The sequence below is a fragment of the Methylophilus sp. DMC14 genome (assembly GCF_056314085.1).
Map to the genome: position 1 here is coordinate 1 of NZ_JBQUZA010000001.1, position 14,862 is coordinate 14,862.

Here is a 14,862-nt window from a genome sequence, read left to right on the forward strand (position 1 = left end):
TTTAATGGAATCATGTCCCAGTTAACTACATCCCCAAATGGCTCATTAATACGAATACCGTCAATAAAAGCAGACAACCCTTGCGGGGTGCCGATTTGAGGCCCCGCAGTGAAGCCACGATATTGGACATCCATCTGGAATGGATTGCCCTGATAGTCGTTGACGTTCACTGACTGCAATTTCGAATTCATCAAATCGGTTAGACTTAAAGCATGCGCCTCTTTAATGTCTTGAGCTGTGAGCGATTGCACGTTGCCAGGGATTTCTTCCTTGGTCAGGCCAGTACCACCTAAGGGGCCAATTTCATAAAACCGTTTTGCGCGGACTTCTACTTTATCGAGTTGAACGTCCTTTTTTGCGTCTTTTGTGGCTTTTTGAATAAAGATGTTATTGCCTTCTACCTTAGGGACAAGACCGCTTTCATTCAACATCCTCCGCAGGGCTTCCGCGCTCGTCATACGGCCACGCACTTCTGGCGCAGTTTTGCCGGAAACGATGTCGTTCGGGAATGAGATATTCATCCCGGTGGCTTTGCTCAGGTCGTGCAAAGAGTTCGCCAAAGGCTGTTTTGGAATATCCACATTCACTGGCACGCTAAAAGTCTCCTCTTGCTGTGTTGGCAATTGGGTGTTCAGTGCTTCTGCCCAAGTGGGTTGTGTTGCCATCACGCTCAATGCAGTGAGCGCTGTGTGTAATCCTCTTTTGTGTATTTTTGTATGTTTAATCACAGATTCTTCTCCTGTCCTATTGACTCATCTGTGAGCGCGACAAAACCCTGACGTTGTTAACTTAACTTTACACAATGGGTTTGGTGATGTTTTTTGAGCGTTAGAAAATCGCTTTAATAAAAGCCGATGAAAAGCCAAATATGGCGAGACTGGGGATCAGGAATTAGCGAGAAGGCTTAATCGTATGCGTATTTGCAAAGACTCATTTGCAGCGAGGAATGGCTGAAGCAACGTGATTGATTACGCCCTTACTCAGCATCCCACATCAAGTGATTAGTGCGTGCTATTGAGCAAAGTATATTGCGGCGTTTCTTGCAGTTTGACCGGGGCAATATTGGGCAGGCCGCGCAGGAAATGGTCGATATCCTGGATATTGATATCTGCAGAAATATTGCGCACCTGCTTGCCCTGTGCTTGCACGGGTTTAACGCGGTAGCGCGAAACGGTGTAGGCGATTTCGTCGATATCGGCGCGGTCAAACACCAGACGGCCTTTCATGAAGGCAAAGGCGTCCGAGGCGGGGCGATTGACCAGTGCCATGGCGTGATTGGGGTAGACCTCGAGCACCTGGCCGTTGGTGATTTCTCTGGCGATGGCGGGCTGGCCTTCAGCGGTTGAGGTGTCCAGTTCAGCTTTAGAGTCGAGATTTGGTTCGACCTTGACCCGGCCATGATCCACGCTGATACGAACCAGTTGTTGCAGCCGGTTGACGGCAAAGCGTGTGCCTAACACAGTGACTTTGGCGGTATCGGTTTCGACGATGAAGGGGCGCTCTGGGTCTTTGGTCACTTCAAAAATGGCTTCACCTTCTTTGAGCAGCACATGGCGCTCGTGGCGGTAGTAAGTGACTTGCATGTCGCTTTTGGCACTTAGAGTGACTTTACTGCCATCATCCAGCGTTTTGGTGACGATTTGACCTACCGGGTTTTGCGCGGCCATTTGCATGACGGGCTGGGCCTGCCAAACCTGGTATTGCTGATGTGAGAAATAACCCATGATACTGATCATGCCTATCATGAGCAGTTGGCCGAGCCGGCGCTGCCGGGTTTTGCGTTTGGCCTCGTTGGCTAAAAACATTCGCTGCTCGGCGGCATCGGCCAAGCTAGAGAGGCTCTCGGCTGAATCCAGTTGCCGCATGGCACGGGCAATGCTGTCGTATTCAGCTGCATGGCGCGGATCATCGGCCAGCCATGCCTCAAACGCTTGCTGCTCGCTACCACGTGCATTTTTCTCCTGCTCACGCAACCGTAAATACCAGCGCGCCGCCATCTCGCTCAAGGTGAGCGATTTGGCATTGAGTGGCTTGGACTGGGCGGGTTTTGACATGGCAGCAGTTGAGGTCAGTACGCCTTTAATGGTTCAGGCTTTGCTGAAAGGCACGGATGTCCAGCATGGCACGAATCAGATGTTTTTCAACCATGCTGGTACTGATATCCAGATGCAAGGCGATTTCGCGTTGCTTCATTTCATCGACGTGATAGAGCCAGAATACCTGGCGGCATTTTTCTGGCAATAAATCCACAATACGTTGCAAATGATGCAGTTTTTGCCGAGTTTCATACAGCTGCTCTGGCGTGCAGTCGAGGATCAGGGCGGTTTCGTCCATCTGCTCCTCATCGACAAAGCGGGTTCGGTATCTGAACTCATCGACCAGCAGATGATTCACGATGCCGTTTAAATAGGCCTGTGGCGACTCTTCACGTGCCGGATGGCTGGAGACGGCAAAAAACACCAGCGCATCATGCAAAATATCTTTGGCCCGCTGCACACAGGCTGTTCGCCGACCAATGCGACGCAACACATCCGTGTAAGCCCATTTTAAATCGATCCCGCACCATGCCAGTGTCTCGCTCATATCCTGCCACCCTACTTTTAGATTTATATTCATAGAGTGCAAAACGCATGCCACATGACACAACCACGTATAAGAGACTGATTCTCAATTATAAAAAAAATGAATAGGGAAAATTTCCTGACATAAAACAGGTTTAAAACAACCATATTTAATAAAAAATGGCTGATAAAAACCAATTTGGTTATGAAACATCCAGCGACCGCTCCGCTGGATCGTGAAGGCTGCAACGCTAACACTTGTTTATCCATCATGAATAGGCATCGAATCATGCTGGCATCACAGCGGGAAGCGCCAAACCACAAAAATATTGGCGGCACGGCCATACCCCAAGTTCACAATAAATTGCAAAAATTAGCGATAAATTGAATCCATGCTCTCCCCCTAGAAGCTCAAAGTTTTCGATAATAGCGCCAACTAACTGGCATCCATCGCCTGAACAATGGATGCGGGTTCGGACATTGCTGCTTTCATCTGAAGTAAAACGCTTAATAAAGAATAAAACAAAGCGATATTTTGATGATCAAGCCGGTTGCCTCTTGCATAAGATAAGCTATTCCTGAAACCTGTACCGATTTTAATGTCACTGCTCCAGAAACCTGATGCTAACTTATTGCGCGCCCGCTACCACAGCCTGGTAAACGACGTGCCCGTGGTCATTTTTACCGCGATTAGCGCATTGACGATCCAAATGGTGGCGTTGCAGGGTGAGATTGATTGGAAATTTGCCATTTTGCCACCCATGTTGCGCTTGGCGATAGGCGTGATTTTGCTGTGGTTCTGGTACAAGCACAGGCATGACCAGCCACCGATCGAGAATATCCGCAAACGCCTGGATACCGCCTCTACATTGCTGATACTGGCAGGCCTGTTTACCTTCTGGCGCAGTTTGTACCTGTTTCCAATCACGGGCAGTTTTTCGCATTATTTCTTAATCGTGCACAACACGCTGTATGGCTTGTGCTTTGCCTTTATCCTGAGCAAATTGGGGGCGGCGGCTTATGCCTACAATGTGTTGCTGATTGGAGCGGCGGTGACCTGCGTGTTTCGCGGCGACATTGAACATCCCTATTTGGTCGCCATGCTGATTCTGGTGTTTGAAGTGGGCATGCTGTTAACCATGCGCGCCAGCAACAAGACCTTTGACCAATGGGTGAATGCAACCTTTGAAACGCAAAGCCTGCTTAAGGAAAATCAGCGGCTGGCACAACAGGATGTGTTAACTGCGCTGCCTAACCGGCGTCAGTTCTTTCTGCAAGCGGCACAACAGCAAGCCGAATCCAGCCTGGGAGAGCATTGTTTTGTTGTTGGCATTCTGGATCTTGACCATTTCAAACCGATCAACGATCAGTACGGTCACCATATTGGCGACCTGGTATTAAGCGAGGTGGGCAAGCGGCTGGCTGCGATTCACACAGCAGACGTGCAGTTTTACCGACTGGGTGGCGATGAGTTCGCATTTCATTTATTGTCTGATTGCGAGCATCTGCGCCTCAAGCAAGTGTGTGCAGAAATCAGCCATGCACTGTCTCAAGCCATGCATATCGACGAACGGGTACTGACGGTGAGCGCGTCTATCGGCGCCTGTTCCACCTGCGACGCCAAACTCTCTGCGCAAACCATGTATGAACACGCAGACCAGGCGCTGTATCAGGTCAAGCGTGCCGGCCGCGGTCACTTGCAGATATACAGCGAGCCCCTGGACCTTAAAAAAATGGCATAACTTAATAGTAAGCCCTGCCCTTTTGTCTCAATGCACTTTCTAATCTTGCTAACGCATCATTATTGACCGATCACCGCCGCATGCGCTGGCGGTGCTAACACTTTTCCCGCCTCAAAATTTGGCTATTTATAACCAAACCAGCACATTTCCGTTTGTTTTCAGCCAAAACCATGTTCATTTTTTAAGCAAATTACATTACCATAAAACTTTACTCAGTCTAAACAGCCCAATGTGTTGAGGTTTATTCTCAGCGAACCCATTTAGTTTCACCCCTGCAACACAGCAACAACAAGAACGGCAATGAATGCCGATAAAAGGAGGTGGTGCAATGAGTACAAATACGCTATTGATTCTGGATGATGATGTCACGCTGACGACCCTGATGACTGCCGTCGCAAAAGATCTGGAATTTGAGGTCAAACACTGTGAAGATGGCAGGCAATTTATCGATGCCATCCTCGCCTGGAAGCCATCGCACCTGGCCATCGATTTGGTCATGCCGAGTATTGATGGCATTGAGATTCTGAAAACGCTGGCGCGTATGGACTGCCAAAGCAGCATTATCCTGACCAGCGGCATCGGTTCAGCGCTACTGCCGCTGGCGCAACTGACCGCCTTGGAACATCAATTGAATATCCGCGGCATTTTGCATCACCCGGTCTTACCGCATCTGCTGCAAAAACTGCTGGCGGACCATCCTTCCGTCGATTTGCATGCCACGGATCATACAGAAGTCGTCAAACCACTCAGCATAGACCACGAGAGCATAGACGAGGCGATCCGCCAGCAGCAATTCGTCGTCTATTATCAACCACAAATTGAGTTATTTACCGGCGAGGTGATAGGCTTTGAGGCCTTGCTACGCTGGCAACACCCACAGCAGGGCATCCAGTTACCCGAATTATTTATTCATGTGGCAGAAGACACTGGGCAAATAGAAGCCCTGACTGAATACGTGGTTGTGACTGGTATCCAGTTTATCCAATCCATCAGTTCAACCCTATGCTTGTCGGTCAACATTTCAGCCAAAAGCCTGCACAATGACCGTTTGATCATGATGCTGGAACAAGTCTGCCAACGGTTTGCCTTCGATCCCGCGCGCATGATTCTGGAATTGACCGAAACTGCCACCATGCTGGATACGCAACAGGCGGAAAGAATCCTGACTCACTTACGTGAACAAGGCTTTAAGCTCAGTATTGATGATTTTGGCACGGGCTATTCTTCGATGTCGCAATTAGCGGCGCTGCCATTTACCGAGCTCAAAATTGACAAATCATTTGTCACTACCATGGAGGCCTCTTCCAAATCACGCAAGGTGATCGCCTCAACGCTCAAACTGGCAGAAAGCCTGGGGCTAGAGACGATTGCCGAAGGCATAGAAAACAGTATGGCCGCCATCGGTTTACGGGAGCTGGGCTGCCGCTTCGGGCAAGGCTATTTTTTTGCCAGACCCATGGATGCGGCCGCCAGCAAAGTCTGGCTCAGCCACTGGAACGGACAACGCTGACCGCAGCAGCTGGCCCCGGCATATGGCCAAGGCATCGCCTGACCCGATGCCGGTCAGGTACGCAGGTAACTGACGATCTCGGGTTCAACCATCGGGCTGGCGTAGTAAAAGCCCTGGATAATCTTGCAACCCATGGAGGATAGCAAGTCGACTTGCTGCTGTGTCTCGGCGCCTTCCACCACGCAATCAACGCCAATGCCATGAGACAGGGCCAGAATGGAACGCACGATCATTTTGCTCTTCGGATTGGTTTCCATATCATGTACAAAGCTGCGATCCACCTTGATCTTGTTGAGCGGCAAACCTTGCACGTGACTCAGGCTGGAGTAACCGGTCCCAAAATCATCCAGCGCCAGGGAAACACCAGTTTGCCGTAACAACTCGATATTGTTTCTGCTCACAATAAAATCCTGAAGCAAGGCAGTCTCAGTCAACTCAAAGGTAATGCGTGTAGCATCGACACCACTGGCGGCGAGCATCGCCACCAGATCCTGCACCACCTTATCACTGATAATATCAAACGCCGACAGATTAAAAGACAAGCCAATCTGGGCAGACCAGGCCTGCACGGCCTGCAAGGCCTGAGAAAACAAAGTCAGCGTCAGACTGGAGATCATGCCTATACTTTCAGCCACCGGGATAAATACACACGGGCTGACCATCCCCAGTGCCGGACTGTTCCAGCGCGCCAGACATTCAAAGGCGATGGTACGACCAGAGGGGATATCCACCATCGGTTGAAAGACCAGGAAAAATTCTTGAACCAGATCCGCAGAACGTAACGCCCGTTCGATTTGCAGGCGGCTTTGCAGCCGTTCAAGATGACGGGCCGAAAACAGCTCGGTATGGCTGCGCCCCGTGTTCTTTGCATGGTAGAGCGCATAATCCGCATACTCATAAAGTTTCTCTGACGTATCATCCACCTCAGGAAACACCGCAATACCGATAGAGGCGCTCAAATTGAATAACATCCCCTCTACGGCTACCGGCTCTTCAATCAGCGCAATCAAAGACTGACCAAGCTGCTTGAGCGCCGCTTCATCGCCAACAAAATGCTTGTGAAAGGCAAATTCGTCGCCGCCCAAGCGGTAGAAGTGAATAGGATGCTGACATCGCGGGTAATGCTTGAGACGCCGACCGATTTCCACCAGCACAAGGTCACCAATGCGGTGCCCATGCGCATCATTCACCTGCTTGAACTTGTCGAGATCAATGATGCCAATCGCAAATTTTTTGCCTTCGTTTTTCAAATGCTCCAGCGATTGCGCTTTAATCGTGGCAAAAAACTGGCGGCGGTTTGGCAGTTCAGTCAGCATGTCCACATTGGCCAGGCGCGCATTTTCGGCGGCCAGATTTTGAGCGTGTAACGAACTGTAGACCAGGGAATCAAAGCTCTTGTTGCGGCGGTACATGGCAATCAACATGCCAATCTCAAAAATCAGGATCATGAATGCAAATGAATGGCTATACTCAATATCGGCATACAGCACGTAAGCAAGCGTGGTGACGATCAGCATCAGATTGTAAAGGTAGGCCGGCCGGCCAAGGCTGACCAGCAGAAACGGAAAACAGATGCCATATAGCGTCATCTGCACGACCAAAAAGTAGCGGCTGTAGCCAGATGAGTCTTGCAGCAGATGCAGGTCGCAAATCACAGTGGTGATGCCCGCCACAAGCAGCAAACTGGCGAAAAACTGCAAGCGTTTGCGAACCACATCGGTGTGCGGTTTTTCCTTGCGGTGAATAAACCAGTAGACAAACACTGCGGCCGAAACCAGCGTGAGCATGGCAGGCACGACAAAAGACCAGACAAAGGGCTCATTACGGTGAAACACCGAGATTTGTGTCAGCATCGCCACCACTGCAGCCACAATCACTACAGGCACATAAGGCAGCAACGAAAAGTATCTGGCGTAAAGGATGTTTTCGTCAAAATGACGGTAATATCGTAGGTCAATCATGGGTAACACATCAAAATCTCAAAATTCGGCCCTGCCGGAACAGCCGCAAACACGCCCTATTTGCAGCAGGTGAGTATATTGGCAAATAGGCCGGGGGTTTTGTTAAATAATGCAAAAATAGAGAGGATCAACCGCGGTTGATCTGGATGCATCCTGCGCGGCAACTGCTTTTGCCATGCTGGACACGACTTGCTATGTTTATTTACCGAAGATTTCGTATCACGAATGTCCGGTTTTTTTGAGAATCAGGCAACAAGCGATGCAACCCTGGCCATCGAAGCCGTTGCAATCAGCCCTGTTCCCTTGATGAATGACCAAACCCGAATTAACGCCTGTCATTATAAAAGCGATGCCCGCAATTACTCATAGCCCAATCGGACTATTCAAGCCAGGTGCACGTAAAATGCAGGCGTAGTGACCACGCATACGTAGTGTAACGGTTGCCGAAAGGCCATTATCCAAGTATCTTTAATCGCATCCCCAGTCAGATTCAAGGTCATGATCAAAAAAGAAAAACCTGCAAAAAGCTCTACTGTCGACGCTTTGTATAGCCAGCTCAAGCAAAAAATTATTTCTTTTGAGCTCTATCCGGGCACGCGCATTACCGAACTGGCGCTGGCAGAGATGTTTGGTGTCAGCCGCACGCCGATCCGGCAGGCGTTGCAACGGCTGGAAATAGAGGGTTTTTTGAGCATACGTCCCAAGCAGGGTTGCTTTATCCGTGAGCTGGATGTGAACGAACTGATGGAGTATTACGAGGCACGCATCGCTCTGGAGTTGCTCATCGTCGAATCTGCGGTCAACGCCATGAGTGACAAGCAAGTGGAGCAGATGATGGCACTGTGGCAGCCGGAGAAGCATGATGCGGAATTACAGATGGGTATAGACCTTGGTGAAAAAGATGAGTCTTTTCATGTCGGGCTGGCGCTAGCCAGTGACAAACCGGTGCTGGCCTCGATTTTAAAAAACATTAACCACCGCATCCGCGTCATTCGTCGCCTGGACCTAAACGCTGACAATCGCAGCCAGCGCACCTATAAAGAGCATTATGAGATACTGCAGCTCATTAAAGAGCGCGACACGACCAAGGCCAAACAAGCCATGAAGCGACATATCCAGCGCAGTCGAGAATTCGCCAAAACCCTGACGCTGACTGCCTTGGCGCGGCAAAAGTTCTTATCCACCCCCTCTGCCTGACCGCCTGAAAGCCACCCAGTACGCGGCACTGGTACGGCACTTGCTTGGGTTTTGTTGTATACAATATTGCATATCAAAAAAACCTCACCAAGGAGTTTGCTTTGTCACACGCCATGCTACAAGACACCGAAATCACACCGGCATTTGTTGCCAGCCAATTGCAATTACAGGGTATCACGCTTGACGAACAGGACCTGCTGCAAACCACGCAACATTACCGCCTGCTATTCAGCCATGCCGAACGCGTCATGAGTTGGCCGCTGGACGAGCACATTGAGCCCGCACCAGAGTTTCGCCCACAAGCAGCGAGCTAAGCGCCATGGATGGAAGTCAGAATGCAATCGAGATTGCCAACGCAATCCGCCTGGGAACCGTCTCAGCCCTGCGCGTGACCGAGGCGGCGCTGGCCGACATTGCGCGCCATGATGGCCGCTACAACAGCTTTACCACCGTAACTGCGGGGCGTGCGTTGCAAGAGGCCGCGGCCGTGGATGCGGCACGTGACCGTGGCGAGCGCTTGCCACCGTTGGCGGGTGTGCCGTATGCGGTGAAAAACCTGTTTGATATTGCCGGGTTGCCTACCCTGGCCGGGGCCAAAATCAACCAAAGTCATGCCCCCGCCAGCACCGATGCGCAGCTGGTGCAGGCCATGCAGCGAGCGGGAGCCATCTTGCTCGGCGCGCTCAATATGGATGAGTATGCCTATGGCTTCACTACTGAAAACCACCATTTTGGCCCCACCCGCAATCCGCATGATCCGACGCGTAGCGCTGGCGGCTCTTCTGGCGGTTCAGCCGCCGCCGTCGCTGCCGGGCTGGTGCCGCTTACGCTAGGCTCAGACACCAATGGCTCAGTACGGGTGCCCTCGTCCATGTGCGGCCTGTTTGGCCTCAAACCGACGTATGGCGCACTCTCATTGGACGGCATGTTTCCGTTTGTGCACAGTTTTGATCATGCCGGGATTTTTGCGCGCTCCGCGCAAGACTTGTCGCTTTGCTTTGACGTGCTGCAAGGCAACCCCAGCGCGGACTCAACGCCACGATTAGTCTCAGACACGCCACGCCTCGCCCGCCTGGGCGGCTATTTTGAGCAAGGCGATGCGCAAGCACAGGCCGCCGTCGCCACCGTGTGCAAGGCCTTGCAGGTGACGCAAGTGGTCGAGTTACCCGAAGTGGCGCGCGCCCGCTCAGCCGCCTATCTGATTACCGCCAGCGAGGGCGGCAACCGCCACCTGACCCGCTTGCGCATACAGGCTGCTGACTTTGACCCGCTGACCCGCCCCAGGCTGGCGGCAGGCACCACGCTACCAGCCGCCTGGTATCTGCAGGCACAACGTTTGCGGCGCTGGTTTTTTGAGCAGGCCATGCAAGTGTTTGCGAGCACGGATGTGCTGATTGCACCGGCCACCCCTTGCTGCGCGCAACCGCTGGGGCAAGAAGACATGGTGATCAACGGCAACCGTATGCCGTTGCGACCCAACATGGGCATGTTTACCCAGCCGATTTCGTTTATTGGCTTGCCTGTCGTCGCGGTGCCTGTGCATTTGCCCGGCCAGCTGCCGATTGCGGTACAACTGATAGGTGCGCCCGGCAAGGAGGCGCAGCTGCTACAACTGGCACACCATTTACAGTCGTTGTCAGTCTGCCAGTCTCCCGTGGTTAGAAACTGATACAGAGGTGACCCATGCTGATTAATCATCCCCCTGTCCTCGCCGAAGTCACAGCGGTATTTGCTGACTACGAACGTGCCCTGGTCAACAATGACGTACAAGCCCTGATCCATTTCTTTTGGCAAAGCCCCCTCGCCGTGCGCTATGGCGCTGCCGAAAACCTGTATGGCTGGGAGCAGATTGTCGCCTTCAGAAAACAACGCACGCCCCCGCCGCCACGCACCCTGTTTAATACGGTCATCACCACCTATGGCCTTGACTATGCCAACGCCAGCACCGAGTTTAGGCGCGACAATGGCACAGGCCGGCAAAGCCAGAGTTGGATACGCACTGAACAAGGCTGGAAAATCGCAGCGGCGCATGTGTCCCTGATGCCAGACTAATGCGCTCGCTTGGTGCGAGCCGCACTCTTTTGGCGAGCGCTGGCTGATTTTCCGCATCCACGCCGAGCAGATTAAAAAAGAATTCCCTTGTTTTAAAAGCCTTTTTTCCAACCAGGCATAGACGCAACTCAGGCATGTGATTTGCTTTGTTGTATACATTGATGCATTTTATAAAGTCCTTTCCGATGATCGCCACCCTGCAAATAGTCACCGTCCCAGCCACGCCCGAAGCTTTTGTCTTTGATCCCGCACGCACCGCGCTCATGCTCATCGATATGCAACGCGACTTCATTGAAGAAGGGGGCTTTGGCCAAAGTCTGGGCAATGATGTGCGTTTGCTCAAAGCGGCAATTGCCCCCTGCCAGGCCGTGTTGGCGGCGGCCAGGGCGCAAGGCATGTTGGTAATCCATACCCGTGAAGGCCACCGACCAGACATGTCAGATGCCTTTCCAGCCAAAGTGGACCGGGGCGCGCCAAAACTGCGCATCGGCGATCAGGGGCCCATGGGGCGTATTCTGATCCGTGGCGAACCGGGGCACGAGATTATCCCGGCGCTCTCACCCATCGCTGGCGAACCCATTATCGACAAGCCAGGCAAAGGCGCCTTTTATGCCACCGACCTCGAACTGCTATTACGCAAGCGCAACATTGAAGCGCTGATTGTCTGTGGCGTGACGACCGAAGTCTGCGTGCATACCACGGTGCGCGAAGCCAATGACCGCGGTTTCCGTTGCCTGATTCCTGGCGATTGTTGCGCCTCATACCACCCCGAGTTTCACGCCGTCAGCCTGCGCATGTTTGCCGCCCAAGGCGCGATTTTTGGCTGGGTCACCGATAGCCAGCCACTGGTCAACGCATTGCAAAAATAATCAGGCATCCCGCCATTTGAGGAGAATCCCCATCATGAAAACCGCTTCAGGCATCAAACTCTGGTCACCGGGCGACTGGAACGCGCTCTTTGGTTTTGGCACCAATATTCTGGTCAATCTGCTGGTGCTCACCGGCCTGCTCAGGTTTGTGCTCAAAATGCCGGATGAGATGGTGTTCGGCCGCATCTTGCCGGCCACCGGGCTCATGCTGTTTCTGAGCACCATGTATTACGCCTGGCTCGCCTATCAACTCGCCAGGCAGACCGGTCGCAACGATGTCTGCGCACTGCCTTCAGGGGTCAGCGTTCCGCACATGTTTGTGGTGGTGTTTGTGATCATGTTGCCCATCTCGCTGGCCAGTGGCGACCCGGTCAAAGGCTGGGAGGCCGGACTGGCCTGGGTATTTATCCAGAGCTTTGTGCTGATGCTGGGCGGCTTTATTGCGCCGGTGATCCGCAAAATCACCCCACGTGCCGCCTTATTGGGCACGCTGGCAGGCGTCTCCGTCGCGTTTATCAGTTTGCGCCCGGCGCTGGAGATGTTCATGACGCCCATGGTAGGCGTGGTCTGCTTCGCCATTATTCTGGCCAGCTGGTTTGGCGGCGTGCGCTATTTCAAAGGCATCCCGGCCGGGCTGGTGGCGATTGCCGCTGGGACGCTCATCGCCTGGGGTTCTCACCTGTTCGGGCTCGATTATGCCCACATGAGCCTGAATAACGTCAGCGCCGCCCTTGCCAACTTTGGCTTTTCCATCCCGCTACCCGCCATCAACCATGTGTTTTCCGGCTTTGAATTTTTAGGTGTGATTCTGGTGACCGCCATCCCGTTTGGCATTTATGACCTGGTTGAGGCAATGGACAACGTTGAGAGCGCCGCCGCCGGGGGCGACAGCTTTCCGACAACAAGGGTGTTGACGGCCGACGGCGTGATCAGCCTGATTGGCTGCCTGATGGGCAACCCATTTATCAATGCGGTCTACATTGGCCATCCCGGCTGGAAGGCCATGGGCGGCCGCATCGGCTACTCAGCGGCGACCGGCATCATCGTTTTGCTGCTTTCCTGGCTGGGCATCATCGCCCTCATGGCCTCCTTGATTCCAGTGGTCGCCATTTCGCCTATCTTGCTCTATATCGGCATGCTGATTGGCGCACAAGCGTTTCAAGAAACGCCCAAGAGCCACGCACCTGCCATTATTCTGGCCTTTTTGCCACATGTTGCGGCCTGGGGAAAATTGCAAATTGACAACGTCCTCGCCGTCGCTGGCACCAATGCCGCCACCTTGGGGCTGGATAAACTCGGCCAGGTGGGCGTGCTTTACCACGGGCTGGAGGTGCTGGGTGGTGGCGCCATTTTAGGCGGCTTGATGCTGGGTGCGATTGCCGCCCTGGTCATAGACCGCAAACTGACAAAAGCTGCTGGCTTTGCACTTGCAGCGGCGCTGTTTACTTTTTTCGGACTCATGCATGGCGAGGCGATCGGCATTGGCCAATCGCTGCCGATTGCCGCCAGTTACCTGGTGGTCGCGATCATGCTGTGGCTAAGCAGTAAATATGCGCGCATTGAGGCCTTGCCCACCGGCCTCAGCAGCCAGCACTAACCCCGTGCCAGCCACCCTGACCCACACCGGAGCCCTGCCCCACATGAATTTGAACATTTCGCATCTGAGCGCCGCTTATCGCGCTGGCAGCCTGAAACCCAGCCAGTTGGTCCGGCAGCTGGCAGAAAAAATCCATGCCGAGGATACGCACCATGTCTGGATTAACCGGGTCAGCCTGGAAGAGATGCTGATCTACGCCTGCCAACTGGAGGCGATGGACCCGACCAGCCTGCCTTTGTACGGCATCCCGTTTGCCATCAAAGACAATATCGACCTGGCCGGATATCCGACCACGGCCGCTTGCCCGGACTTTGCCTACACGGCCGACCAACATGCCACGGTGGTCAGAAAACTGATTGCCGCGGGCGCGATCCCGGTCGGCAAAACCAATCTGGATCAATTTGCCACCGGCCTGGTCGGCGTACGCTCGCCGTATGGCGCCTGCAAAAACAGCATTGATCCTGACTACATTTCCGGCGGCTCCAGTTCGGGTTCTGCCGTGGCAGTTGCGCTGGGCATGGCCAGTTTTAGCCTGGGCACAGACACGGCAGGTTCTGGACGGATCCCGGCCGCGTTTAACAATCTGGTTGGCATCAAACCGACCTGCGGCCTGCTTAGCACGCATGGGGTGGTGCCGGCCTGCCGTTCACTCGATTGCGTCTCTATTTTTGCCGGTACCGCCGAAGAGGCACACGCCGTGTTGCAAGTCGCGCAAGGAGAAGACCACGAGGATGCCTATTCACGGCGGGCACCCGCGCAGGCAGTGCATTCTTTTCCACCCCGCTTTCGCTTTGGCGTGCCCCGAGCTGAGCAACTGAATTTTTTTGGCAACCCCGAGACGCCCGCGTTATTTGCCCACGCCGTACAAGCACTGACTGCGATAGGCGGGCAAGCCGTCGAAATAGATTTTTCGGTGTTTCTCAACACGGCGCGCTTGCTTTATGAGGGCGCCATCGTCGCCGAGCGCTATGCCGCCATCCGGCCCTTTATTGAATCACACGCAGAGGCCATGCACCCGGTGACGCGTAGCATCATTCAGGGGGCCAGCAAATTCAGTGCGGCCGACGCCTATGCCACGCTATACCAGCTCAAAGCCAACCAGGCGCAGGCCCAGCAATGCTGGGATGAGGTTGACCTGCTGGTCACGCCGACGGCAGGCACGATTTACACCATACAAGAAGTGGAACAGGACCCGATCCAGACCAATAGCAACCTGGGCTATTACACCAACTTTATGAACCTGCTGGATTTGTCTGCTATCGCCCTCCCGGCCGGATTCCAGCACAACGGCCTGCCGTTTGGCATTACGCTCTGCGCCCCGGCTTTTCATGACCTTGCGCTGCTTGAACTGGCGCAACGGCTAGGCCGCTAAC

The 14,862-nt window shown here is 53.4% G+C and carries 13 protein-coding genes; 9 read left to right on the top strand and 4 right to left on the bottom strand.

What is annotated here, in order from left to right:
- From ACT53C_RS00005 to ACT53C_RS00015, 3 genes are all read right to left on the bottom strand, one after another.
- Positions 1-665, bottom strand: a 665-nt coding sequence (locus tag ACT53C_RS00005) for a TonB-dependent receptor plug domain-containing protein (RefSeq protein WP_476144923.1), incomplete at its 3' end; no start/stop codon positions are given.
- Positions 666-1,001: 336 nt separating this feature from the next.
- Positions 1,002-2,054, bottom strand: a complete 1,053-nt coding sequence (locus ACT53C_RS00010; RefSeq protein WP_476144217.1) for a FecR family protein — start codon at positions 2,052-2,054, stop codon at positions 1,002-1,004.
- A gap of 25 nt (positions 2,055-2,079) precedes the next feature.
- On the bottom strand, positions 2,080-2,583 hold the full coding sequence (locus ACT53C_RS00015; protein WP_194748541.1) for an RNA polymerase sigma factor: 504 nt from the start codon (positions 2,581-2,583) through the stop codon (positions 2,080-2,082).
- Positions 2,584-3,160: 577 nt separating this feature from the next.
- Here ACT53C_RS00015 and ACT53C_RS00020 point away from each other — a divergent pair.
- Complete coding sequence (locus ACT53C_RS00020; protein WP_194748542.1) at positions 3,161-4,303, top strand: GGDEF domain-containing protein; 1,143 nt, start codon at positions 3,161-3,163, stop codon at positions 4,301-4,303.
- Between the two features lie 328 nt (positions 4,304-4,631).
- Complete coding sequence (locus tag ACT53C_RS00025; RefSeq protein WP_476144220.1) at positions 4,632-5,813, top strand: EAL domain-containing response regulator; 1,182 nt, start codon at positions 4,632-4,634, stop codon at positions 5,811-5,813.
- A gap of 53 nt (positions 5,814-5,866) precedes the next feature.
- Here ACT53C_RS00025 and ACT53C_RS00030 read toward each other — a convergent pair whose 3' ends face one another.
- On the bottom strand, positions 5,867-7,774 hold the full coding sequence (locus tag ACT53C_RS00030) for a putative bifunctional diguanylate cyclase/phosphodiesterase (protein ID WP_476144221.1): 1,908 nt from the start codon (positions 7,772-7,774) through the stop codon (positions 5,867-5,869).
- Positions 7,775-8,272: 498 nt separating this feature from the next.
- On the opposite strand from ACT53C_RS00030, the gene ACT53C_RS00035 reads away from it, so the two are divergent.
- The 7 genes from ACT53C_RS00035 to atzF all read left to right on the top strand — a co-directional run bounded on the left by ACT53C_RS00035 (position 8,273) and on the right by atzF (position 14,861).
- Complete coding sequence (locus ACT53C_RS00035; protein WP_313986852.1) at positions 8,273-8,971, top strand: GntR family transcriptional regulator; 699 nt, start codon at positions 8,273-8,275, stop codon at positions 8,969-8,971.
- Between the two features lie 101 nt (positions 8,972-9,072).
- Positions 9,073-9,285, top strand: coding sequence for a DUF4089 domain-containing protein (locus tag ACT53C_RS00040; RefSeq protein ID WP_194748546.1), 213 nt, complete (start codon positions 9,073-9,075; stop codon positions 9,283-9,285).
- Positions 9,286-9,290: 5 nt separating this feature from the next.
- A complete protein-coding gene (locus tag ACT53C_RS00045) occupies positions 9,291-10,640 on the top strand; it encodes an AtzE family amidohydrolase (RefSeq protein ID WP_476144222.1) in 1,350 nt (449 codons plus the stop codon).
- Positions 10,641-10,654: 14 nt separating this feature from the next.
- Positions 10,655-11,023, top strand: coding sequence for an oxalurate catabolism protein HpxZ (gene hpxZ / locus ACT53C_RS00050; protein WP_194748548.1), 369 nt, complete (start codon positions 10,655-10,657; stop codon positions 11,021-11,023).
- 185 nt (positions 11,024-11,208) lie between these two features.
- Positions 11,209-11,892, top strand: coding sequence for a cysteine hydrolase family protein (locus ACT53C_RS00055; protein ID WP_476144223.1), 684 nt, complete (start codon positions 11,209-11,211; stop codon positions 11,890-11,892).
- Positions 11,893-11,926: 34 nt separating this feature from the next.
- Positions 11,927-13,489 carry a hypothetical protein gene (locus ACT53C_RS00060; RefSeq protein ID WP_476144224.1) on the top strand — a complete coding sequence of 521 codons (1,563 nt, stop codon included), beginning with the start codon at positions 11,927-11,929 and terminating at the stop codon, positions 13,487-13,489.
- Between the two features lie 43 nt (positions 13,490-13,532).
- Positions 13,533-14,861: an allophanate hydrolase gene (gene atzF / locus ACT53C_RS00065; RefSeq protein WP_476144225.1), complete on the top strand. Its 1,329-nt coding sequence runs from the start codon at positions 13,533-13,535 to the stop codon at positions 14,859-14,861.
- Position 14,862 lies beyond the last annotated feature (1 nt).

What these genes read in the sequence shown, in the direction of transcription:
- ACT53C_RS00010 (WP_476144217.1), bottom strand. Translation starts at nt 2,054, where the DNA reads ATGTCAAAACCCGCCCAGTCCAAGCCACTCAATGCCAAATCGCTCACC.
- ACT53C_RS00015 (WP_194748541.1), bottom strand. Translation starts at nt 2,583, where the DNA reads ATGAGCGAGACACTGGCATGGTGCGGGATCGATTTAAAATGGGCTTAC.
- ACT53C_RS00020 (WP_194748542.1), top strand. Translation starts at nt 3,161, where the DNA reads ATGTCACTGCTCCAGAAACCTGATGCTAACTTATTGCGCGCCCGCTAC.
- ACT53C_RS00025 (WP_476144220.1), top strand. Translation starts at nt 4,632, where the DNA reads ATGAGTACAAATACGCTATTGATTCTGGATGATGATGTCACGCTGACG.
- ACT53C_RS00030 (WP_476144221.1), bottom strand. Translation starts at nt 7,774, where the DNA reads ATGATTGACCTACGATATTACCGTCATTTTGACGAAAACATCCTTTAC.
- ACT53C_RS00035 (WP_313986852.1), top strand. Translation starts at nt 8,273, where the DNA reads ATGATCAAAAAAGAAAAACCTGCAAAAAGCTCTACTGTCGACGCTTTG.
- ACT53C_RS00045 (WP_476144222.1), top strand. Translation starts at nt 9,291, where the DNA reads ATGGATGGAAGTCAGAATGCAATCGAGATTGCCAACGCAATCCGCCTG.
- hpxZ (WP_194748548.1), top strand. Translation starts at nt 10,655, where the DNA reads ATGCTGATTAATCATCCCCCTGTCCTCGCCGAAGTCACAGCGGTATTT.
- ACT53C_RS00055 (WP_476144223.1), top strand. Translation starts at nt 11,209, where the DNA reads ATGATCGCCACCCTGCAAATAGTCACCGTCCCAGCCACGCCCGAAGCT.
- ACT53C_RS00060 (WP_476144224.1), top strand. Translation starts at nt 11,927, where the DNA reads ATGAAAACCGCTTCAGGCATCAAACTCTGGTCACCGGGCGACTGGAAC.
- atzF (WP_476144225.1), top strand. Translation starts at nt 13,533, where the DNA reads ATGAATTTGAACATTTCGCATCTGAGCGCCGCTTATCGCGCTGGCAGC.